Genomic DNA, 22,181 nt, shown 5'->3' with positions numbered 1-22,181 from the left:
GAAGTCCTATGCCCAAATCAATCCGACTACTACACAGAACGCTACTCCAGGGCGCCGTCCTGTTCGGTGTTTCGTTCGCATCAGCACCGCTGCGGGCTCAAGAATCGGACCTAGCCTCACGTCAAAATGGCGTCGCCGATCGCTATCAACGACTCGAAGAATTGCTGCTCCGTCTCGCTGACGTCGAAGCTGCCGAGAATCCCGAACGCGCAGCATTGCTGCGGCGTGCGGCAAAGGAATCGCGTGAAAAGTTTGTGCTGCAGCAACTGCGTTCCGCAGGTGAATCGCTGCAAAACGAAAAGTATTCCGATGCGATCAGCAACCAAGATACCGCCGCTAAAGGGCTGTCTGAAATCCTGAAGCTGCTGACCAGTGAAGACCGGGCGAATCGAATCCGCGATGAGAAAGAACACATCGCGAAGATGATCAAAGATCTCAAACGAATCGAGCGATCACAGCGAAGCACCCGCGCACGTACCGAAAACGGCGCGGACATGGACCAGTTGAGCAAAGAACAGGAATCGATCGCCGATCGCAGCGAAGACTTAAAGGAACAGATTTCCGAAGACGACCCGCTCGAGGATAGCAAATCCGATCCGTCCGATCCGTCCGATCCGTCCGATCCGTCCGATCCGTCCGATCCGTCCGATCCGTCCGATCCGTCCGATCCGTCCGATCCGTCCGATCCGTCCGATCCGTCCGATCCGTCCGATCCGTCCGATCAGTCCGATCAGTCCGATCAGTCCGATCAGTCCGATCAGTCCGATCAGTCCGATCAGTCCGATCAGTCCGATCAGTCCGATCAGTCCCTGGGGCCCCAAGAACAAAGCGAACAGGGCCAACAAGGTCAGCAGGGCCAACAAGGTCAGCAGGGCCAACAAGGTCAGCAGGGCCAACAAGGTCAGCAGGGCCAACAAGGTCAGCAGGGCCAACAAGGTCAGCAGGGTCAACAAGGTCAGCAGGGTCAACAAGGTCAACAGGGTCAGCAAAACGCCCAGCAACAGCCCAAATCACCGGAGCAAGCTGCCGAGCAAAAACTGCAAGACGCTATTGAAAAGATGCGTCAGGCCGAGGAACAGCTCGAAAAGGCCAAACGCGACGAAGCCGTCGAAAACCAGATCGCTGCCGAGGAAAATTTGCGTCAAGCGATCGACCAATTGGAGCAAATTTTGCGTCAACTTCGCGAAGAAGAGATGCAAAGGGAACTTGCCAGACTGGAAAACCGTCTCAAAAAGATGGCTGCCATGCAGGCGAAAGTTCTCGAAGACACCGCCCAATTGGCCGAAACTCCCAAATCACAGCGGAATCGGCAAACAGACCTTCGTGCTGGCGATATTTCCTTCGAGCAAAAGCAAATCACCGTCGAAGCGGATCGAGCCATGCTTCTGCTGCGTGAAGAAGGCTCCAGTGTCGCTTTTCCCGAAGTTGTCGAGCAAATCCGCAATGATAGCGAGCGGATTGCACAACGTTTGGGCAAGTCGCAAATCGATGCCGTGACACAAGGCATCCAACAAGATGTCCTGGCCGCAATCGAAGAAATGATTGCGGCAATGCAGCAGGCTCAACGCGACCTTGAGAAACAAAAACAACAGGAAGGGCAATCCGGCGAACAACAGGCCGGACAACCCGGAGAACAGCCCCTGGTTGGGGCGATTTCCGAGCTGAAACTGATCCGCACTATGGAAAAACGGATCCAGTCCACCACACAACGCTATGCTGGACTCTTAGAATCGGACGATACTTCGGCACAGGACTTGCATCCCCTGCTGCAAAACTTGTCCGACAGACAAAGCCGGTTATACAAAATTACACGCGACTTGCTGATGAGGCGCAACCAATAGTCGACTCCAACCAAGGCGGACTTATTGTGAACCAGAAACACGCGACAACGATGTCGCTCGCACACGACTCTCGCTCGATTCGTCGTTCGAATGTCACTGCTTTCGCCCTTTGGTTGCTATTGGTCACCAGCGTCTTTCTCACCCGTGCGGTCGGCGACGAAGCCCTCTCCGACAGCCTGGACGGCGATAAATCGTGGTCCGCGAAGAATCACGACCAGATGGCGATGATGCTTCGCCAATCGCTCGACGAGTACGGCGTGGTACCCTCGATCGTTGATCAAACCTCGTCGATGTTCGTTCAAAGCATGGACCGCGAACAGATCGACCCAATGGATGCGTTTGTCTCCGCAATCGCCAGCCTCAATGATTCGGTTGAAAAGCTGATCGAGATCAATCGTGTCGACCCGATCGCGGCAGCAGCCAGCATCGATCCGTCGGCGCCCCAGTATGCGGCCATCGAATCGCTGCCTAAAACAATCCGCATGACCGTCCGTACTTGGCTTGGACGATCACTGGTTCGCGGGCGTCTCTACGACGAAGCCCTACCCGTTATCGCAGAAGTCGACCCAACCGAATCGATCGATCCGGCAAGTTCGCTGTTTTACCGCGCCGCCTGTTATCACGCTTTGTTGATGAAGAAGGAAGCACTAGTCGATCTTCGAGTATTGCTCGAAAACGAAGATGATTGCCCAGTACGGTTTTCACGACTCGGTAAACTGATGCTTGCCGACATCAAACCACTGAAAGAAGACTCGCTTGATGAGATTGCTCGTCTGATGACTGACGTTTCCAGGCGACTGGACCTTGGACGAAGCGATGAAAAAGTCGAGGGGCAAGAGCAGAAGATTATCGACAAGCTGACCAAGCTGATCGACAAACTGGAAGAGCAACAGCAGCAACAACAACAGCAGCAGCAACAACAGCAACAATCCGGCGGCCAAGGTGGACAGCCGCAAAACGGGCAAGAGTCTCCGATGCAGGACAGCCAAATCGCTGGCGGTTCTGGTGATGGGAACGTCAAAAAGAAGGACCTCGATGCCGATCCGGGCTGGGGAAATCTTCCGCCGGCAGAACGCAAAGAAGCATTGCAAAAAATCAGCCGCGATCTCCCAACTCACTATCGCGACGCGATCGAAGCGTACTTCCGTAAGCGAGCCATCCAGGACTGAGGCAATCAGTTATTGTTCGCTTCAGCAGCTGTTTGAAAACAAGATGAGTCACCCTCCCGGACACGGAAGGGTGACTTTTTCATTGGCTATTAGCCCAGCTTCCACGGAGCTCGGTATTCGTATTGCAACAAGTCGTTTGCTTCATCGTCATTGACAAAACGTTCTTGGGCAGCATCCCATTCCAGCCGGCGTCCGACCGCAAGAGAGATGTTCGCAATCAAACTCATCGTCGTGCTTCGATGACCAATTTCCACATCCGCATTGGGTAGTTCCCGGCTCTTGATGCAATCCAAGAAGTTTCTCGCATGGTCTTCGGTAAGTAGCGCATTACCGCCAGGGACGGCTTTCTTTTGTGGCTTCATCCTTGGCCCGCGTTTGGCAAATTGCCCTCCCGACTCAGGGATGATTTCGTACTCGCGTTCACTGACATAGCAAGTCCCGTCAGTCCCTCGCAGTTCAATCTCACCTTGCTGAAGGGCCCGATTTCCGCTGGATTCGTACTGCCCGAAAATCGCAAGACGTCCCGATTCGAATTCAAATGTAACCTGCATCGTGTCAGGGATTGTCCTGTCATCATCGACAGCAAAGTTGCCTCCCATCGCACAAACGCTTTTCGGTGCTTCGTCTCCTGTGCACCAACGAATCGCGTCCAAATAGTGAACGCCCCAGTTTCCCATTTGAGATGAGTAGTTCTTCCACCAACGGAATTTATAGGGAGCGATGTTTTCCTGGTACGGTCGCTCAGGTCTTGGCCCCAACCAGAGATCCCAGTTCAGCGTGTTCGGCGGTTGACTTGCTGCAAACTTACCAATCCCGTCTGGATACATGTTGCTGGTTCGAAACGCACGACTGACACAAACCTTTCCGATCATTCCTGCCTGGATTTGAGGTGCCAATTCTCGGTACAGCTTGCTGCTTCGACGATGAGTTCCGACTTGAACAATGCGATTGTTTCGACGAGCCGCTTTGACCATAGCCCGACCTTCGTTAACCGCGACCGACAAAGGCTTTTCACAGTAGACATCCTTTCCCGCATCGCAAGCGGAGATTGTCTGTATCGCGTGCCAGTGATCAGGCGTCGCAACCACGATCGCATCGATATCTTGCCGATCAATAACGTGGCGAAAATCCTGGTAGGCTTTGGGTTTGCCATCCAACTTTGCCACCGCCTTGTCCAAGGCAATCGAATCAACATCGCAGACCGCAACGATTTCGCAGTCCGAATGTGGAAGAAATGCGTCGATCAGTTGGCCGCCGCGATTGGCCACACCGATCACTCCGATTCGAATTCTTTCACTCGCTGCCGCAGAAACTTGATTCGCCGTCATCGTTGCGGCAGCAGTGATCGCACCAGTGGCAAATTGGCGTCTATTGGGCATCGGTTGAAATCCAGGTGGGGAAGGACAGGGATGGAAGGGCTGACGAAACATTTCATTCCGTCGGCTCCATCATAGCCGTCCCCACCGCACCGTTGTGCGCCATGGTCTCAACGTAGTGGTACTCGCCGCAGCATTTCACCGCCGATCGCGCCGACAATTCGAGTACGATGAAACGAGTACCGGCTGAAGCCTGAGTACGAGTACGAAATGGAAGATAACCATTGCAATCAACATCGTACTCGTACCTCCTACTCGTACTCAACGAAGTGGTACTCGTCGCTTCGCCACGTCACTTCCCCGACATTTCGAGTACGAGAAACGAGTACTGGCTAAAGCCGGAGTACGAGTACGACTCGGGAGAAGGCCCTAGACGTTTTCCTTCTCGGCCATCTTTTCACGAAGCTCACGGCAAGCGTCCGAAGGATTACTACATAGCGAGCAACTGGTGCTGCCATCAGGATTGGTTTGGCTATTGAGCCCACCACACGAACCGCTAATTTGCTTGCGTCCAAAGATCACGCCGACCGCCATCGCGAACAACAAGATCGAGAACACGCCAAAGGAAAGGATTGTGATCGCAACAACTTCGGTAAACATACTCTTCTCGTCTGTTTCGGCCGTCTCCGGTGCATCGGACACACCGTTTGATTGCTCGTCGTTCGTTTCGACATAGGCGGTCAAATTCCCCGTCGCGAACAATGCAAAATCATTTTCATTGCGTTGTGCGAGCAACACATTCAGTTCGTTTTCATCAGCCAACTTCAATGCCGCATCAGTGCCAACAACGCTCAGCGCCGTTGCCCAAGCATCTGCGGCCATACACGATGGTGCGACAACCGTGATCGACGCCAAGTTATGTTCGATCGGCTTTGCCGTCCGGGGATCGATCGTATGTGAATAACGTTTGCCATCGACCATGAAAAAGTTTCGATAGTCACCGGACGTTGCCATCGAATTTCCCGCTTTCTCGGTCGGCTCCATCGGATGAGCAACCATGACGGTTTCTTGCTTCGCATCTGGAAGTTGAATTCCGACTCGCCATGGGCCGTCTGGTTTCTCCCCGATTGTTCGCACCTCGCCTCCGATTTCAACAAATGCGGATTCAGCACCAAGCGTTTTAACTCGCTCAATCACACGATCAACACCGTGTCCTTTGGCGATCGAGGAAAGATCGATTCGAAGCCCAGGAACCGATTTGCGTAATGCAGGCGGATCAAGACGTGACTCAAGTTTCTCGTAGCCAACCTGCTTGCGAATCGTCTGGATTTGTTCGGCACTTGGAACCGTTTGCGTTCTCTCGCTCGGTCCGAAACTCCACGCATCAACCAAGGGTCCAACCGTCACATCGAACGCACCGTCGGTGGCCTTTGATACCTTCTGCGCGAATCCAACCACTTCCGCGAACGGTCGACTTACCGGAAACCAATCAGTGCTTTCAGTATCATTGAACCGAGAGATTTCCGATGCCTTGATGTAGGTTGACATTTCGTCATTGACCTGGCGGAGTTCGGCATCGATCGCCAGCTTGATTGAATCATCCGACACATCGGAAATCCCGATGACTTTGACCATATAACTGGTCCCCATCGTCGCCCCGTTGAACTGACGGATCTCAGTTCCTGACACGTCTTGGGCACGAACATTCGACACCACAGTCGATTGCAGCGAGAACACGCAGGCGTAAAAAAACGCGGCGAGTGCAAGGCTCCGCCGCGTGCGATTGATCGTCATATGACAGTGATCTAAAGATGGAGAAACGTTCGGTTTCCTAACCGCCGAAGTCATCGTACATGATGTTTTCGGGCTCGACACCCAAATCGTCAAGCATCTTGAAGACTGCCGCGTTCATCATCGGCGGTCCACAGATGTAGTACTCGATGTCTTCGGGAGCTGGGTGTTTGCTGAGGTAATTCTCCAGCAACACTTGGTGAATGAAACCTTGGTAGCCGTCCCAGTTGTCTTCTGGCAATGGATCCGACAGAGCGATGTTGAACTTGAAGTTCGGGAATTCCTCTTCGATCTCACGGAAGTGGTCGACGTAGAACAGTTCTCGCATGCTCCGACCGCCATACCAGTAGCTCACCTTTCGGTTCGTCTTGCGACGCTTGAAAAGCTCGAAGATATGGCTACGCAAAGGAGCCATACCCGCACCACCACCGATGTAAACCATTTCGGCGTCAGTGTCTTTGATGAAGAATTCACCGTACGGACCGCTGATGGTCGCTTTGTCGCCTGGCTTTAGATTAAAGATGTAACTGGACATCTTACCTGGTGGCAATTCAGGGTTACGCGGGGGTGGAGTCGCAACACGGACGTTCAGCATGATGATGCCTTTTTCGCCCGGATAGTTGGCCATCGAATACGCGCGAATGACAGGCTCGTCGACCTTTGAAACGAAACGCCAAATGTCGTACTTATCCCAGTCTTCGTGATACTCTTCTTGGATTGCGAAGTCTTTGTAGTTGGCAACGTGTGGAGGACATTCGATCTGAATGTAACCACCAGCCTTGAAGTTCACGTCTTCGCCTTCGGGAAGTTGAAGCACGAACTCTTTAATAAAGGTCGCAACGTTGTCGTTGCTTTTGACGGTGCATTCCCACTTCTTGGTTTCGAACGCTTCCTCGGGAACTTCGACAACCATGTCTTGTTTGACTGCGACCTGGCAAGAAAGACGATCGCCTTCGGCGGCTTCTTTCTTGTTGATATGGTCCTTTTCGGTTGCCAAAATCTCGCCACCGCCCTCGGTCACCTTCACCCGGCATTGGGCACAGGTACCACCACCACCGCAAGCGCTGGACACGAAGATGCCAGCATCGGCGAGTGCACCGAGAAGCTTACCGCCGGCGGGGATCTCGATCTCTTTTTGATCATTGATCAGGATCTTGACCGGGCCGGAAGCCACAAGTTGTTTTTTGGCTAACAAAATGACGACCACAAGTGCCACCACCACCGCGGTGAACATGAGGACGCCAAGAAAGATGGTGGCCATTTTCGTCTCTTTGACTGATTGATTTTAAAGGGATTCAATAATGGGCTGGCGATGCACTACAGCTGGATGCCGCTGAACGACATGAATGCGAGGGCCATTAGACCAACCGTAATAAATGTGATGCCCAAACCGCGGAGCGGGGGTGGTACATCGCTGTATTTCATTTTTTCGCGGATTCCCGCCAATGCGGCGATGGCCAGCGCCCAACCCACTCCACAGCCCAGCCCATAAGTACAAGACTCGGCGAAGCTGTAGTTGCGTTCCTGCATGAACAGTGAAGCACCCAAAATCGCGCAGTTCACGGTGATCAGTGGCAAGAAGATACCGAGCGTGTTGTAAAGCGACGGAACAAACTTATCCAAGAACATTTCCAGGATCTGAACCATCGCGGCGATCACACCGATGAAGCTAATGAACCCGAGGAAGCTTAGGTCGACCGTCGAAAAGTCGATCGTTTCCGTCGAGACAAATTGATTCATCCAAGTGAGCGCCCCTTTCTTCAGCAACAGCGAGTAAATCAATTGGTTGGCGGGGACAGTAATCGCTTCGATCGCGATCACCGCGATACCGAGCCCGATTGCCGTCTTGACGTTCTTGCTGATCGCCAAAAACGTGCACATCCCGAGGAAGAAGGCGAGTGCCAAGTTCTCAACGAAGATGGCTTTCAGCAAAATGCTGAGGTGAGTTTCGATCACGTTTTCCATGGTTCGTTTCCCTTACGCCTCTTCGATTTGTTCGGGTTTATAGGCGCGGATGATCCAGATCAGAAATCCGATCAGGAAGAAAGCGCTAGGTGGCAACAGCATCAGGTTGTTGGGGTTGTACCAACCGCCGTTTCGATCCAGTTCCAAGATTGTGTAGCCGAGCAGGGTTCCGCTGCCCAATACCTCGCGGAAAACCGCGACGAACAACAGGACCAGGCCGTAACCCAGGCCGTTCCCGACACCGTCAAGAAAGCTAACGCCGGGCTTGTTCTTCATCGCGAAGCCTTCGGCGCGTCCCATGACGATACAGTTCGTGATGATCAGACCGACGAAAACGCTAAGCTGCTTGCTGATATCAAACAGGTAGGCTTTCAAGATCTGGTCAACGACGATTACCAGGGAAGCGATCACGGTCATTTGCACAATGATCCGGATGCTGCTGGGGATGAATGAGCGGATGGCACTGACGCAGAAGTTACTGCAAGCCGTAACCAATAGTACGGCGATCGCCATCACGATCGAAGTTTCCAGTTTGGTCGTTACCGCAAGAGCACTACAGATTCCTAGGATCTGCAGGGCGATCGGATTGTTATCGATCAGCGGATCGAAGACGACCTTTTTCGCTTTTGATTCTGCCATGTCTTAGGATCCCGACTTTGCGGATTGTTTTTCAGTCAAGTTCTTGATGAATTTGCCGTATCCATCATCGCTGCCCCAGTAGCGAAGCAGGGTCGTGACACCACGGCTGGTGATAGTCGCACCCGACAAACCATCGACCGCGTAGACGCTTCCCGAAGGGGCTGGGCCTTTGGCGACCAGGGCCGCAGGTTCACCGTTTTCGTCATACAGCTGTTGGCCTTCCCATTGTGCTTTCCACGCTGGGTTGTCGACCTCGCCACCAAGACCTGGTGTTTCGGCATGCTGGTAGAACGTCAAACCTTGAATGGTTTGCAGGTCGCTCTTCATTGCCAAAAAGCCGTACAACGTGGACCACAATCCCTTGCCGTAGACAGGCAAAACGATCTGCTGGAACTCTCCCTCCGAACCGGGCTTTTTAACCAAGTAAACCTTGGCGATTTTCTCGCGGCGGTCGACACCGGGATCGTACTTGACGTCCTTGATCTCGACGCTGCTGTCTTTCTTTTCAGCCGCTTCACGGGGATCGTACTTAGCGGGATCCATGTCGGTGACGTATTCACCGGTTTCCAAGTCGACCAGCTTTTCACTGATCCAACCGGTCAATTCATCAATCTGTTCTTTGGAAAGCTGGGCAGCCGGCAAGCCGTACTCGCCACGAGCCAACCCGGTCGCGTCAAGAATGTTCTTCTGACGGTCCAAAACCTTATTTTCTTCCTGCTTATTCCGTAGGCCTACCGCGGCGACGCTAACGACGGCGGAGCAGACCACGCAAAGTACTGTCGCGGTCAGCAGGGTACCTACCAATGAATCACGTTGCGGCATAACGGGCCATCCTCCGACGAACGTTCATCGAGACAACGAAGTAGTCGATCAGCGGTGCGAAGACATTGCCGAACAAAATCGCCAACATGATGCCTTCGGGGAACGCCGGGTTGATGCAACGAATCAGCACCGTCATGAACCCGATCAAACCGCCATATATCCATTTACCAGTTTCAGTCATCGAAGCACTGACCGGGTCAGTCGCCATGAAGACCAAACCAAACGCTAAACCGCCGACGACGTAGTGCCAGTAGAACGGCACATCCATCATGGGGTTGGTGTGTCCGCTGACACCGTTCAAGAACAACGCGGTTCCTGCGACGCCGGCCAAAACACCCGCCATGATTTTCCACGAACCGATTCCGGTTCCGATCAGGATTGCGGCACCGATGATGCACATCAACGTGCTCGTTTCGCCGACGCAACCTTGAATGGTTCCCAAGAAAGCGCTGCTCAAGGTGATCGGGTCGGTCCAGGTCACAGGATCGGCTTGGCCGATTGCGTAGCTGACGCTTTGCAATGACTCAATCGCTGCGTTAGTTTCGCCACTCGGATCTGGTGTCGCAGCAGCCATTTGACCAAGGGCGGTCGCACCGCTGAACCCATCAACGGCGGTCCAAACTTTGTCACCGCTGATTTGACCTGCGTATGCAAAGTACAGGAATGCCCGACTGGTCAACGCCACGTTCAGGAAGTTCCTGCCTGTACCGCCAAAGACCTCTTTGGCAACGATGACGCCAAAGGCGATCCCCACGGCGACTTGCCACAACGGAATCGAAGCTGGCAAGGTCAGCGGAAACAACAAACCGGTCACCAAGAAGCCTTCGTTGATCTCGTGTCCGCGCAGAACACTAAAGACCAACTCGACATGTCCCCCGACGAACATACAAACGATGTACATCGGCAGAAAGTGAATCGCCCCCAGGAAGAAGCAATCGGTGATATTGCCGGGATCGTTGGCAAATCCCAACCAGTGGTGGAAATCAAAGTACATCCCGCCCTGGTAAAGCTCTCCAGCTTCGGCGGCATGCTGTACTGCCAAGTTGGCTTGGTAACCAACATTCCACATTCCGAATAAGGTCGCTGGCACGAGTGCCATGACCACGGTAATCATCATTCGCTTCAGATCGATATTGTCCCGCACGTGCGTTTTGCCATGCGCGACTTCGCCCGGTGTGTACAAGAACGTGTCAAGCGCCTCGTACATTGGATACGCGATCTGCAGCGGTCCGCCCTTAGCAAAGAGCGGATGGACTTTGTCCAGAGCATCGCGAAGTGCTTTCATTGGTTATCAGTGTCCAAAAATTTCGGATGATTGAATCGATTCAGAATTGCCGAAATCAAATTGCTCGAATCGATGGCGGCTAGCGCCAATCGCTATATGGGTTAACCTTCGCGTTCGATCGTTGTCAGGTTTTCGCGAAGCAGAGATCCGTACTCGTACTTCCCGGGACAAACGAACGTGCACAAAGCCAAATCTTCTTCTTCAAGTTCCAAGGCACCGAGTTGTTGTGCCTGATCGGTATCGCGACAGATCAATGCCCGCAAAAGCTGCGTTGGCAAGATGTCCAGCGGCATCACCTTTTCGTAGGTCCCCAGTGGAACCATGGCACGCTCACTGCCACCGGTCGAGGTGGTGAAGGCAAACTTTTTGCCAGGCAGCATCGCCGAAGCAAAGACCTTGGTAGTGCTGAACTTGTCAAACCCAGGCATTTGCCAGCCTAGGAATTCACGTTCATCACCTTCTTCTAAGACAGAAACTTGAGTGTGGAAACGTCCCAAGAATGCGTGCAGCCCATCGGCAACGTGACCTTGCAGGACCGATCCTGAAATCGGGCGAATTTTGATACTGCTGTCGTATTCACCGTCGATCAGTTCGGTGACCGATGCCCCGATGCGGGTTTCCAGCAGGCGTGGCTTACCGACCACCGGACCGGCCAAAGAGATCACTCGTCGGACATCCAACTTGCTGGTACTAATCAATGCACCGATCGCGATCACGTCTTGGTAACCCAAGTACCAAACGGTCTTGGTTGGGCCAACCGGATCGAGTTCGTGGATATGTGTTCCGACCAAACCGGCCGGGTGTGGACCGGCGAATTCGGTCGCCTGGACTCCCGCAACACCGTCACCGGGTATCTCCGAGCCAGGTGCTTTGCACACATGTACGGTGCCTTCGGTCAACTTGGTCAACGCACGAAGGCCAACGATAAACTGATCTTTTCGATCCGCCATCGCAGTCGCGGGGCAGGCCGCCAATGGATTGGTATCAATCGCTTGAACGAAGATCGAACTCGGAGTCGTCCCTGGGACTGGGACTTTGCCGAATGGACGAGTCCGCATCGAAGTCCATAGACCACTTTCGGTCAGCAAACTGGTCAATGACTCCTTGGTCATCGAATCCAAATCACCGACGTCAAACTTGACGCAATCGGATTCGCCAGCCGACGGGTCAACGTCAATGACGATTGCTTCGAACTTTCGTTTTTTACCACGAACAACGTCCGCAACCGTACCGGCCGCGGGCGACGTGAAGGTCACGCCCTCTGTTTTCTTATCTGTAAACAGAGGTTGACCGAGTTTTACCTTGTCACCGGGAGCGACCAACATCGTTGGCTTCATTCCGATGTAATCGTCGCCAAGTAATGCGACCTGCTTAACAGGCTTGGCAACTTCAATGTGCTGGGCGGGATTGCCGAGAATCGGAAGATCCAGTCCCTCTTTGATCGTGATCATATGGCTAGGGAAGAGCGGTGGGTTGTGCATCCGGCGATGGGTGCCGCGTCACGTAGATACGCCGAACTTTGTGATAATTTTCACAAAGTCGATCCTTGTCAAAGCCCGCGATAACAAATCACGGGCTTGCAGGACGCTTCACAAGGTTGCTGTGCGGAATATTACAACTCTTTAGTGCGCACGCAAAGGGCACGTGCCAGATGTAGTTTCTCTGTGACTTAAAACTGTTGGCTTAGGGACCGCATGTCCCCTGTGCATCCGGGTTAGCGATGCGATCTTGCACAAGAGCAAGTTTTGCAACATCTCGTCGTTTATCCCTAGGTGTGTAATTGATCTGATACGCGGTAATTGCTAAGCCAATGCACTCTTCGTCATCGGCCCCCAGTCTTCACTAACACGTTTCAGTTACCTTGTCTCAGTCCGAACCACTTGCAGTTTCCGAACAGAACGGCGGATCCGAACGACGCCTCGATATTCGGAATGTCGTCATCATCGCCCACGTTGACCACGGCAAGACGACCCTCGTCGATTGCCTGCTGAAGCAGAGCGGTCAGTTTAGAGATGCGGAGCTGAAAGAAGAGCGAATCCTGGATTCCAATGACCTGGAACGCGAACGGGGGATCACGATCCTTTCGAAAAACATTGCGATCAGCTACCGCGATGTGAAAATCAATTTGATCGATACTCCCGGTCACGCGGATTTCGGTGGCGAAGTTGAACGTGTCGTTCAAATGGCCGACGGCTGTCTGGTCTTGGTCGATGCCGCTGAAGGCCCGATGCCCCAGACTCGCTACGTTTTGGAAAAAGCACTCGCTGCGGGCGTCAAACCCATCATTGTCGTCAACAAGATTGACCGTCCGGACGCGCGTACCGCGGAAGCTCTTGACGAAGCTCTCGAACTGCTCGCTGAACTGGGTGGTGAAGACCAGCTCGATTCGGTTGCCTACGTCTTTGCCAGCGCAAAAAGCGGATTCGCGACGAACGACCCCGACACCCCCAGCAATGACATGCGTCCGCTGCTGGACCTGCTCGTTGACCACTTGCCCGGTCCCGAGATCGACGCCGATTCACCGCTACGCATGATGGTAACAACGCTCGACTGGAGCGAATATGTCGGACGGATCGCGGTCGGACGGATCGGTGCGGGCGGAATCACCGCAGGCCAGACCATCGAACTGCACCAAAAAGACAAAGTCGTCAAACAGAAGATTGCCGGGCTTTATACGTTCGACAAACTTGGCCGAACCAAAACCGAATCAGCACAAGCCGGTGACATCGTCGCATTGGAAGGCTTGGAAAACGTTGAAATCGGCGATACCGTCAGCATGGTTGACGCCAACAACCCCTACAAACGACTGGCTGTCGACGAACCGACCCTGGAAATGGTCTTCGCCGTCAACTCGTCGCCGCTTGCCGGACGCGAGGGCAAATACGTCACCACGCGGCAAATCAAAGGCCGCCTCGAGAAAGAACTCGAACGCAACGTCGCCCTGCGAGTCGAAATGATTCCTGGCACCGAAGCCTATGCTGTCAAAGGACGAGGCGTTTTGCACCTGGCCGTTCTGATCGAAACGATGCGTCGCGAAGGCTACGAGCTGAGCATCGGAAAACCCCGCGTGATCAATCGCGAAATCGACGGCAAACTGCACGAACCCTTCGAATCGCTTCGCGTCGAAGTTCCCACCGATGCCATGGGCCCGGTGATGGAACTGGTCGGACTGCGCCGAGGTGCGTTGGAAGAAATGAAGCAACGCGGCGAATACAGCCTGCTTCGATTCACAATCCCATCGCGAGGCCTAATCGGCTTGCGTACGCGATTGCTAAACGCGACACGCGGAACCGCAGTAATCCACCACCGCTTCGAAAGCTACCGCCCACTGGAGGCGGATGTTCCCCATCGCTCCAACGGCGCCATGATTTCGATGGTCAGCGGCAAAACGATGCCGTTCGCACTTTTCGGACTCCAAGATCGCGGCGAGTTCTTTGTCGGAGCCGGTGTCGACGTTTACGAAGGCATGATCGTTGGCGAAAACTCTCGTGACAACGACATCACGATCAATCCGTGCAAGGAAAAGAAACTGACCAACATGCGTGCGTCCGGTAGCGACGAAAACGTTGTGCTGAAACCACCACGTGACATGTCGCTCGAAATGGCCCTGGAATATATCGAGGAAGACGAGTGGGTTGAGGTCACACCGGAAAACATCCGTCTTCGCAAGATTTTGCTGAAAGAATCAGACCGACGACGCGAAAGCCGCGCCGCAAAGTAGCGCCATCGCTGGCCTCTGCTAGAGCCAGTCAATTCGGATAGGCAATTCCGACAGCCGACAGCAATTCTGAGATCCGACAAAGGCGACAGGTAAACTGACACGCACTGGCAAGCGAACCGTTGGCGTTCGCTTGCCGTACAATGAAGCCATGGTCATACAAACCATGGTCTCGATTGGTGCGGCGGTTTTGACTGGTCACCAGACTTCCGCGCTGATTGCCGATACTTTAGCGACCTGTTGATTTCCAGGATTGATCCCTCGCAAAGTCGCCTTGGACGACAAAATCCCAGCGGGGAAAAAACGCTACCTGCACGCAGTGGAGGGCGACAACAGGAAAACAACAGGCTGTTCGGCCTGCTAGATCTCAGGCCATCACGGATTCCCCACCCCAAAATTCTCAGGTTCATCGATGAACAAACGCCACTTTGCATTCGGATTCGGCTTACTTGCCACCATGACCTTCGCGCTGCTACCCGGCTGCAGCCAACCCTCGACGACCACCGTTAGCGAAAGCGGCGAAGGCGAACACAGCCACGACGATCACGATCACGACGGGCATGACCATGGCGATCACGATCACAGCGGTCACGATCATGACGACGACCACAGCCACGACTTCAAATCAATCGATGAAGCGTTGGCCGAGATTACCGAACTGAATGCGGACATCGCTGAGCACCTGAAAAATGCAGATGCCGCCGGAGCCCACGATCCTTTGCATCACGTCGGTGAAGTCTTGATCGCGGCCGAAGAAATGGTTGCCAAAATGGAAGACTCCGACAAGAAAACGACGGCTGACAAAGCGATCAAGTCTTTGATCAATGACTTTACCGCTGTCGATGCGACCCTGCACGATGCCCCCGAAGAAGCCGACACGGCGGGCGAATATGATCGCCTGAAAAGCTCCATCCAAGCTTCGATCGACGAATTGAAAGGTCTCGAATAATGAACGTCATTGACCATCATTCGGTTGCTTATTCGGCACCCCGGGCATTGGTAAAGCTGGGCGCTGCGTGCTTGACCTTGGTGACGTTTAGCCTTGTCGGGTGTAACGAGTCGTCGCCAAAAGCCGAATCGGGGCAGTCCCGATCCGAAGCGAGCATGCCTGAATTGGTCTTGTCGTCGGCTCCCGATGGTGACGTTCAAACACCAACGGAAATCAAAGACGCCGCGTTGGAATCAACGGAAGTGATTATCGCTGGCAAGATTGACGCTGGCGATAGCGATCCGTTTCAGCCCAACCAAGTGGCGTTCATGATTTCACAGTTGCCAGATGAAGACCATACCGGCGGAGATCCAGATCACGCTGACAACTGCCCCTTCTGCAAACGGACGCTTGCAAACGCCCCCAAAGCGATCATTCAGTTCCGTGATGCTGATGGGAACGTGCTTTCCGGGGATGCCCGCCAAGCCCTCGGGCTCATGAAGGGTGACGTCGTGGTCGTTGCTGGAACAGCCACCTTTAACGCGGACATTGATTCCGTGATGGTTGATGCCTCGTCGCTTTATCGAAAATCGTCTGCTGAATAGAACCGCGGAATAAAGCCGTGAAATAGACACCGGGTTTGCACTGCAAGCCCGTCTGCCTAATCGACCATAGAGTTTACCCGTGTTCCCCAATGCGACCGGGATTGAGCCGGAAGTAAAACCCAGCGTTGGCATTCCTGGTGATATCCACGCCACGACCTAACGGCTCGTGGTCTGCAAAAATGGGATACGCATCGGCCCGACACCGTTTTTCACAACCGCCCACCTTATGCGATCGTTATGCTGAGATCGTTTTCGGGCAGAGCATCGACCTTGGTAGGGTCGCCGAATTGCCCTGGAACCTTCGGGCTGGTAATCTGTTGGCGTTGGAACTGCTCGTGGCGTCAACGCCACAGCCAATTTCCGCTGGCCCCTCCATCTACTCCTAGCAGCATTGTCAATGTCGGCCACCACTCAGCAAAACAACGGGGAAGTCTTGGTTGTCGGATTTATGGACAGCAAGATTTTGGATAGTCAACGGATCGAACTTGTTGGCCGAGAACTGCAAGAGTCTGTTCCTCAGGCGATCAACAAAAAGCTACTGCTAAACTTCCGCGGCGTTTCATTCATGTCGTCAGCGATGATCACAAAGCTCGTCATGTTGAACAAGACTTGCAAAGCGCAGAGCGTGACACTGAAGTTTTGCGAAGTTTCTCCAAACGTCTTGGAAGTGTTCAAGATCACGAACTTGAACAAGTTGTTTGATATCCAAGCTTCCGAAGAGAAAGCCATCGCTAGCTTCGAAAAGAAAGGCTGGTTTAGCTGAGATTGAATTCTCCTGGACGACAGAGAATTATTTTCATCAGCTGAGACCCAGTCACAGAGACTTGATCGCAGAGACCTGACCGCAATGGCATCGAACCATTCGCCTGACGAACCATCAATGACTTCGTCAGAGTTGATCGATCTAGAACGGTCTCAAATCGGACATGACATTCATGACTTGCTGCTGCCGCTAATCTTTGGCGCATCAGCAACGCTGCAGTCATTGAAATGGACGTCAGATGAAGAAGGCATTAAACTGGACAGCAGTGCTGCCGAGAAGATCGACTTGGTCCGCCAATGGCTGCAAGAAGCATTGTCGCTCGGTCGCAATCTTTTAACCGAGATCTATCCGCCTGAACTGGAAAGCTTGCCTTGGCTGATGGCGGCCCAAGATGCGGTAACAAAAATCTGTGGCGACGAATGCGAAGCCGAATGGGTTATCGACCCTTCGACCCCGCTTGGACATCCTAAGCTACACCGAGATCTGGCGACGACTGCGTACCGAGTCTTGGTTGAGTCGGTTCGCAATGCGACACGCCATGGCAAAGCAACCGCGGTTTCGATTCGCTGTGATTCGAATTCTTTGTCGATCGAAGACAACGGAACCGGTTTTAACCCCAACGAAGTTCCCTCAGGTCACTTCGGTATTCGGGCGATGAAAGGCCGGGCGGCACTGGTCGGGAAAACGCTGTCGGTCGAATCGAAACCGGGCGGACCGACACTCGTAAATCTATCGCTACATTAACGATCGCAGCGACACATAGATTACCAAACCCGCATCTTGGGAACCGAAGTACTGAACGGTTTCACCCAATACTAAATGATGCGTCTGATGCGAGACGTGAGCGATGTGTTGGAGCAACGTTCCGATTGGCTGATTACTTGTCTGTGCAAAACGGAACAAACGCTTTCGCCAATTCTTTCGATAAGCCGCGAGCAACCAATCGAGAGCCTTTCGTTCTTGACGAGGTTTTAACATCCGCGGATAGAACCATCGAAAGAACAATACGCACAACCCAGTGATGGTGCCGGCCAAGGTACCGAGTGCATAGAACGCAGATGCTGAGTCAGGGATCCAGATCATAGGCAACAACAACGGTGGGAAGATGAATATCGCCCCACCGAACAGCCAGAGCACCAGCGGCACAGTGAAATAGTAGAACTTCGCGACTTCTTGACCACGCAGCACAACACTGGCCGTCGGCTGCAAATCCGACAGCATCCGAGCAATCTGGTTGCCGAACTCCTTACCACTTAGACCGTCGCGTCGATAAGTTACTTGGCGAACCTGCGCGACCAATAGCTGAGTCGCCATCACCCAAGCGTCGTTATTGTCTTGCTGTCGAACCGGGAATGCTTTTCGTATTGCCGCACCATCGCGAGAAAGCTCTGCGAGCTGCTGGACGAGATCGGTATAGGCTTCACCGCTTCTGGACAAGCAGTGTGTCTTCATCGCGACAAGCAAGCGATGTTTTAAAGGATCACTTTCAGTTTCGATCGATGTTTGATTCAGCAGAACGCATAGCGCACTGAGATACTCCAGTTCAAATTGGCCGAACTCGTCCAGTACAGACGACTGCCGTTCCATCTCGCCAATCTTCTGCTCGGTCCAATGCTGCGGAGCAAACCAAATTGCGGCATGCAGAATCCGCAGGTAGAAATTCAATCGAGCATGAGTATCAGTTTGTCGAACACCACTATCACACTGATCCAGTAGAACGTGCCACTGTGTGAAATCAACCGATTCGACCAGGCGAAGCCAAAGCGGTTCGGTCAATTGATAGAACAGTGGCGACCGAATTCGCTTCGCTACGGACTCAATAGTGTCAACGACGTCGACGTCTGGGACGTCGCGTGAAATGCACTCCGTTACCAGCGAAATCAAACCTTGATCGGAAGGATGGGCTTCCAGTCCATCAAGCAGTCTTTCCAGGTAAGAAGTGGACTTCATTCCTGCGATCGCATCGCCAAGCACTGCTTGCAGGTAGTATTCTTGCGGCGATAAAACCGCCTGGCGATTCAGCTTTTCAAGAGCGTTTGCGGGATCAATCAGCGCCAATTGCTGAACCGTCAATTGCGGCCGACCCCTTTGAGGTTCGACGGGATACTCACGGGCACCGCTGATTCCCGTGGCAGGATTTTCCTCGGTCGCCTTTGAAACTTTCGACTGCGTTTTATCTTTCCATGCTTGGTTTGCTTCGGCAGTGTTCTGCTGGCCTTTCTGGTATCGCAGCATGCGTTCAAGCCGCTCGTAGGCTTCACGCACCAACTGAAATTCAGCTGGATGTGAGTCCGGTGCAAACTGGCGAATCGCTCGCCCATAGCGACGCTTCAATTCACGGCGGTCGTAGCCCGATGGCAAGTCGAAAAACTGCTCGGGCTCCGATGGCAAGTATTCGATCTTGAACATCATCGGCCCTCGATCGCTTCCGGAGCCTCAGCTTCGGTATCGATTTCATCGCCAGCGGATTCCAGCTTCTCACTAAGTCTTTTGACTGGCGAATCCGAAAGAGGCCGCCACCAATCGAGATTCTCCGTGCCCTCTGGCGGTGCGTTTTCCAAATAGAAATCGGCGATCGACTTCACACTTGATCTTGGTTCAACGCGTAGCGGTGGCAGCGTAAACTTCGGTACCACGATCTCCTGCCCGGAAGGCGACTGAGGAGTAAACGATGGAATCTGCTGTCCGCCCGAGCGGTTCCCCAATCGAAATGGCTGAGACTGCTGTTGCCTGGATTGGTTCGTTCTCTTTGAATCATTGTCTTCCGACATGATTCCCGAAATGACGAATACGGCGATGATGGAGAGCACGGTCAATAGGTTCTGCTTGCGACGCAAAAAGCTACCAGCTCGCCCGGTCACCGAACCCTTTCGCAACCAAGCCGCCTGATTTTTTCGATCCAGGATTTCGTCAAACCAACTTCGTTCAAGTTCGTAGACCGCCGGATAATCTCGAACGATCTTGTGAATCCGCTTGACTCGGTGACGAAGCTTTCGTGACGAAACAAGACTATCGATATAGGCTTCCCAAAAATGCCCAGCGATGGGTGCGGGCGCGACCAACGAGCTTCTTAATGCGGTAACGAATGGCTCGTCGGGACAATCCTTCGAAATCTCTTCGATCGCTTTACGCTGCTTCGCGACCTCACTTAATCGCTGCACTCGTTCTGCAAATTCTGGAAACTGCCCATTGCTGATAAAGTGCAAGTAGAACTCAAGCTGACTATCGGAAAGCGCGTAGAACTGCTGATGGACGCGACCGAGGTACTGGGCAGCCTGGTCTCGCTTTTGCTGATTTTGCCAATGATCAACGGTGGAGTCCGATTGATATGACTTCGCTTGACTAGACCCCGTGCGCTCGTCGAGCTTCGCTCCGCCAACACCGCCACCCTGGATCTGACCGTTATCCGATGAAGCTAAATCAAGCAACTCATTTCTTCGGCGGACAATCAATCCAGATTGCCAGACCGGATTGAGCTGCAACATCTCGCGAAGATATGCCTTGGCGGTCTCATCCGACACACGGCCTGAGTCTTCCGGCAACCTCATACCTGGTCACCCTCAGGCTCGATTCCGAGCGACGACAAGCAGTCCAATAGCAGCTGCTTTGCCATCAGAAACTCCTCACGGTTGGCGCGGTTCATCGCAGCCTCATACACATCAATCGCCTGATCTAACTGCTCGCGTTGCCAAGACGGAAGCTCACCAAGCATACGTTCGGCAAATCGTGCCAATTGCAAGTTGGCTAGGTTTTCACGCGGGTAAAACTTCAGCGTCGCGATCCGCTGCCGTGCCTCTTCGATCGACTTGGACGATAGATTTTCGATATGGTTCGTTAGAATCGTTCGAAATTTTTGACCACCAGGCGTGTAGGCTTCGACCTCCAACACACCACTGATGTCATAGGTAAAACGAATCAGCAGTGGGCTGCCTGCAGGGCCCTGAGGCAAGGGACTGACTTCAAGTTCGCCGATCAACGTGTTGTCCGATGTCTTACGAGCATCACCTTGGAATACGCGAACGATAACCGAAGGCTGATTTGGCGAGACGGTATAAAACGTTTCTTCACGTGATATCGGAATCGTACTGTTGCGGTGCAGCAGTGGTGAAAAGTAGCCTTGCTGATGCTGTCCACCGAGCTCCTTACTGACCTCGATCCCCAGTGTGAACGGACAAACGTCCGTCATCATCATGTCATCAACTGCAACGTCACGTTCGATCAAAGCCGCTTGAACAGACGCGCCCAAAGCGACCACTTCGTCTGGATTAAAACGCAACGTGACGGGCTTTTGAAAGAAGTCTTCGGTGAACTCCTGAAAGGCAGGCATTCGTGTAGCGCCACCAACCAAAATCACTTCATCAATTTCCTCCGGACCAAGCTCTGCATCCCGAAGAGCTCGCGCGACAGGAGCGGAGACACGTTGAAATAGCGGCTTGCAGAGCTTTTTAAACTGCTCGTCGTCGAGTGCGAATTGTTTTGGGTTGTCGCCGAGTTCGCCATCTTGATTGGGCACACGAATGCTGGCCGAGTTGCCTGTCGATAATGAACGCTTCGCCGCTTCACATTCGCCGCGTAGTCGAGCAACACGCAGTGGGCTGTTTAGCTCGGCAAGCTCCAACTGAACCTGCTCTGATGCGAGAACCTCGGCAACGATTCGGTCCGTGAAATCTTCTCCACCAAGCATACTCTCGCCGGCAGTCGATCGGATTTCCAAAGTGCTCTCGAAAACCTCCATCACCGTGACGTCAAAAGTACCGCCACCGAGATCGATGATGGTGATCGTTTTCTCATCCGTGCGATCGTGGAAACCATAGACCAATGCCGCAGCTGTCGGCTCGTTGATCATTCGCCGAACGTTCAGCCCAGCCATCTCACCGGCCAGTCGTGTTGCCTGCCGGGCATGATCGTTGAAATAGGCAGGTACGGTGATCACCGCGTCAGTGATTTCGACGCCCAAGAACTTCTCCGCATCCTCCTTAAGCGACCGCAACACCATCGAACTAAGTTCGGGCGGAGTGAATGTTTTTCCGCCAATCGAAAAGCGACGATTCTGTGCCATGAACCGCTTGAAACAAGACACACAGGATCGCGGATCTGTCACTCGCAACTCCTTTGCCGCCTGACCAACCACAATCTCACCGCTTGGCAAAACACCCACGACTGATGGCGTCAGAAAAGTCCCGTGGCTGTTGGGAATCAGTTCAGGCTTGCCTTCACGAAAAACGCTAACGAGCGAATTGGTCGTCCCTAAATCGATCCCTACACAAGGGGCAGGATTCTCTGTCGAAGTCATTCAAATGAAGGAGGCGAGTGGCAACGGAGCGGATAGATTCAGGCAG

Annotated in this window: 19 protein-coding genes and 1 pseudogene; 8 read left to right on the top strand and 12 right to left on the bottom strand. The window is 53.3% G+C overall.

All coding sequences use genetic code 11. From position 1 onward, the window contains the following. Positions 1–8 precede the first annotated feature (8 nt). A complete protein-coding gene (locus tag LOC67_RS14300) occupies positions 9–1,841 on the top strand; it encodes a hypothetical protein (protein ID WP_230263286.1) in 1,833 nt (610 codons plus the stop codon). A gap of 26 nt (positions 1,842–1,867) precedes the next feature. Then, positions 1,868–3,010 carry a hypothetical protein gene (locus LOC67_RS14295; RefSeq protein WP_230263285.1) on the top strand — a complete coding sequence of 381 codons (1,143 nt, stop codon included), beginning with the start codon at positions 1,868–1,870 and terminating at the stop codon, positions 3,008–3,010. 89 nt (positions 3,011–3,099) lie between these two features. Here the strand turns inward: LOC67_RS14295 and LOC67_RS14290 are convergent, their stop codons facing one another. From LOC67_RS14290 to LOC67_RS14255, 8 genes are all read right to left on the bottom strand, one after another. Further along, on the bottom strand, positions 3,100–4,389 hold the full coding sequence (locus LOC67_RS14290) for a Gfo/Idh/MocA family protein (RefSeq protein ID WP_230263284.1): 1,290 nt from the start codon (positions 4,387–4,389) through the stop codon (positions 3,100–3,102). A 366-nt stretch (positions 4,390–4,755) separates the two neighbouring features. Next, positions 4,756–6,120 (bottom strand): FAD:protein FMN transferase, encoded by a 1,365-nt coding sequence (locus LOC67_RS14285; RefSeq protein ID WP_230263283.1) that lies wholly within the window; start codon positions 6,118–6,120, stop codon positions 4,756–4,758. Between the two features lie 37 nt (positions 6,121–6,157). Next, on the bottom strand, positions 6,158–7,378 hold the full coding sequence (nqrF, locus tag LOC67_RS14280; protein ID WP_230263282.1) for an NADH:ubiquinone reductase (Na(+)-transporting) subunit F: 1,221 nt from the start codon (positions 7,376–7,378) through the stop codon (positions 6,158–6,160). A gap of 56 nt (positions 7,379–7,434) precedes the next feature. Continuing rightward, positions 7,435–8,073, bottom strand: a complete 639-nt coding sequence (gene nqrE, locus LOC67_RS14275) for an NADH:ubiquinone reductase (Na(+)-transporting) subunit E (RefSeq protein ID WP_230263757.1) — start codon at positions 8,071–8,073, stop codon at positions 7,435–7,437. 21 nt (positions 8,074–8,094) lie between these two features. After that, entirely contained in the window at positions 8,095–8,721 is a 627-nt protein-coding gene (locus LOC67_RS14270; RefSeq protein WP_230263281.1) for an NADH:ubiquinone reductase (Na(+)-transporting) subunit D, read from the bottom strand. 3 nt (positions 8,722–8,724) lie between these two features. Beyond that, on the bottom strand, positions 8,725–9,543 hold the full coding sequence (locus LOC67_RS14265) for a Na(+)-translocating NADH-quinone reductase subunit C (protein WP_230263280.1): 819 nt from the start codon (positions 9,541–9,543) through the stop codon (positions 8,725–8,727). Beyond that, the gene (locus LOC67_RS14260; RefSeq protein ID WP_230263279.1) at positions 9,530–10,828 is read right to left on the bottom strand and encodes an NADH:ubiquinone reductase (Na(+)-transporting) subunit B; all 1,299 of its coding nucleotides are present in this window, start codon (positions 10,826–10,828) and stop codon (positions 9,530–9,532) included. Before LOC67_RS14260 ends, LOC67_RS14265 begins: the two co-directional genes overlap by 14 nt. Positions 10,829–10,929: 101 nt before the next feature. Next, complete coding sequence (locus tag LOC67_RS14255; RefSeq protein WP_230263278.1) at positions 10,930–12,309, bottom strand: Na(+)-translocating NADH-quinone reductase subunit A; 1,380 nt, start codon at positions 12,307–12,309, stop codon at positions 10,930–10,932. 380 nt (positions 12,310–12,689) lie between these two features. On the opposite strand from LOC67_RS14255, the gene typA reads away from it, so the two are divergent. The 5 genes and pseudogenes from typA to LOC67_RS27745 all read left to right on the top strand — a co-directional run. Then, complete coding sequence (gene typA, locus LOC67_RS14250) at positions 12,690–14,549, top strand: translational GTPase TypA (protein WP_230263277.1); 1,860 nt, start codon at positions 12,690–12,692, stop codon at positions 14,547–14,549. 409 nt (positions 14,550–14,958) lie between these two features. Further along, positions 14,959–15,495: a hypothetical protein gene (locus LOC67_RS14245; RefSeq protein WP_230263276.1), complete on the top strand. Its 537-nt coding sequence runs from the start codon at positions 14,959–14,961 to the stop codon at positions 15,493–15,495. Next, positions 15,495–16,079, top strand: coding sequence for a hypothetical protein (locus LOC67_RS14240; protein WP_230263275.1), 585 nt, complete (start codon positions 15,495–15,497; stop codon positions 16,077–16,079). The genes LOC67_RS14245 and LOC67_RS14240 overlap by 1 nt, the downstream gene beginning before the upstream one ends. 397 nt (positions 16,080–16,476) lie before the next feature. Further along, positions 16,477–16,842 carry an STAS domain-containing protein gene (locus tag LOC67_RS14235; protein WP_230263274.1) on the top strand — a complete coding sequence of 122 codons (366 nt, stop codon included), beginning with the start codon at positions 16,477–16,479 and terminating at the stop codon, positions 16,840–16,842. Between the two features lie 84 nt (positions 16,843–16,926). Next, positions 16,927–17,190: pseudogene (locus LOC67_RS27745) on the top strand (histidine kinase); the annotation flags it as partial. Here the strand turns inward: LOC67_RS27745 and LOC67_RS27740 are convergent. After that, entirely contained in the window at positions 17,187–17,387 is a 201-nt protein-coding gene (locus LOC67_RS27740) for a hypothetical protein (RefSeq protein WP_410001147.1), read from the bottom strand. The pseudogene LOC67_RS27745 and the gene LOC67_RS27740 overlap by 4 nt on opposite strands. Here LOC67_RS27740 and LOC67_RS27735 point away from each other — a divergent pair. Next, complete coding sequence (locus LOC67_RS27735; protein ID WP_410001146.1) at positions 17,326–17,586, top strand: sensor histidine kinase; 261 nt, start codon at positions 17,326–17,328, stop codon at positions 17,584–17,586. The genes LOC67_RS27740 and LOC67_RS27735 overlap by 62 nt on opposite strands. On the opposite strand, the gene LOC67_RS14225 is transcribed toward LOC67_RS27735, so the two are convergent. Genes LOC67_RS14225 through LOC67_RS14215 form a run of 3 tightly spaced genes read right to left on the bottom strand, consistent with a single transcriptional unit; the run spans position 17,578 to position 22,135 of the window. Continuing rightward, the gene (locus LOC67_RS14225; RefSeq protein WP_230263272.1) at positions 17,578–19,254 is read right to left on the bottom strand and encodes a hypothetical protein; all 1,677 of its coding nucleotides are present in this window, start codon (positions 19,252–19,254) and stop codon (positions 17,578–17,580) included. The genes LOC67_RS27735 and LOC67_RS14225 overlap by 9 nt on opposite strands. Continuing rightward, positions 19,251–20,390 carry a hypothetical protein gene (locus LOC67_RS14220; RefSeq protein WP_230263271.1) on the bottom strand — a complete coding sequence of 380 codons (1,140 nt, stop codon included), beginning with the start codon at positions 20,388–20,390 and terminating at the stop codon, positions 19,251–19,253. Before LOC67_RS14220 ends, LOC67_RS14225 begins: the two co-directional genes overlap by 4 nt. Next, entirely contained in the window at positions 20,387–22,135 is a 1,749-nt protein-coding gene (locus tag LOC67_RS14215) for an Hsp70 family protein (RefSeq protein WP_230263270.1), read from the bottom strand. Before LOC67_RS14215 ends, LOC67_RS14220 begins: the two co-directional genes overlap by 4 nt. Positions 22,136–22,181 lie beyond the last annotated feature (46 nt).

Source organism: Stieleria sp. JC731, assembly GCF_020966635.1.
Classification (GTDB): domain Bacteria; phylum Planctomycetota; class Planctomycetia; order Pirellulales; family Pirellulaceae; genus Stieleria.
This window is presented reverse-complemented; position numbering and strand designations above follow the sequence as displayed.

Coding starts and splice junctions, on each gene's coding strand:
- LOC67_RS14290 (WP_230263284.1), bottom strand. CDS start 4,389: ATGCCCAATAGACGCCAATTTGCCACTGGTGCGATCACTGCTGCCGCA.
- LOC67_RS14245 (WP_230263276.1), top strand. CDS start 14,959: ATGAACAAACGCCACTTTGCATTCGGATTCGGCTTACTTGCCACCATG.
- LOC67_RS14265 (WP_230263280.1), bottom strand. CDS start 9,543: ATGCCGCAACGTGATTCATTGGTAGGTACCCTGCTGACCGCGACAGTA.
- LOC67_RS14260 (WP_230263279.1), bottom strand. CDS start 10,828: ATGAAAGCACTTCGCGATGCTCTGGACAAAGTCCATCCGCTCTTTGCT.
- LOC67_RS14300 (WP_230263286.1), top strand. CDS start 9: ATGCCCAAATCAATCCGACTACTACACAGAACGCTACTCCAGGGCGCC.
- LOC67_RS14215 (WP_230263270.1), bottom strand. CDS start 22,135: ATGACTTCGACAGAGAATCCTGCCCCTTGTGTAGGGATCGATTTAGGG.
- LOC67_RS14220 (WP_230263271.1), bottom strand. CDS start 20,390: ATGAGGTTGCCGGAAGACTCAGGCCGTGTGTCGGATGAGACCGCCAAG.
- LOC67_RS14255 (WP_230263278.1), bottom strand. CDS start 12,309: ATGCACAACCCACCGCTCTTCCCTAGCCATATGATCACGATCAAAGAG.
- LOC67_RS14285 (WP_230263283.1), bottom strand. CDS start 6,120: ATGACGATCAATCGCACGCGGCGGAGCCTTGCACTCGCCGCGTTTTTT.
- LOC67_RS14270 (WP_230263281.1), bottom strand. CDS start 8,721: ATGGCAGAATCAAAAGCGAAAAAGGTCGTCTTCGATCCGCTGATCGAT.
- LOC67_RS14235 (WP_230263274.1), top strand. CDS start 16,477: ATGTCGGCCACCACTCAGCAAAACAACGGGGAAGTCTTGGTTGTCGGA.
- nqrF (WP_230263282.1), bottom strand. CDS start 7,378: ATGGCCACCATCTTTCTTGGCGTCCTCATGTTCACCGCGGTGGTGGTG.
- LOC67_RS14225 (WP_230263272.1), bottom strand. CDS start 19,254: ATGATGTTCAAGATCGAATACTTGCCATCGGAGCCCGAGCAGTTTTTC.
- LOC67_RS14240 (WP_230263275.1), top strand. CDS start 15,495: ATGAACGTCATTGACCATCATTCGGTTGCTTATTCGGCACCCCGGGCA.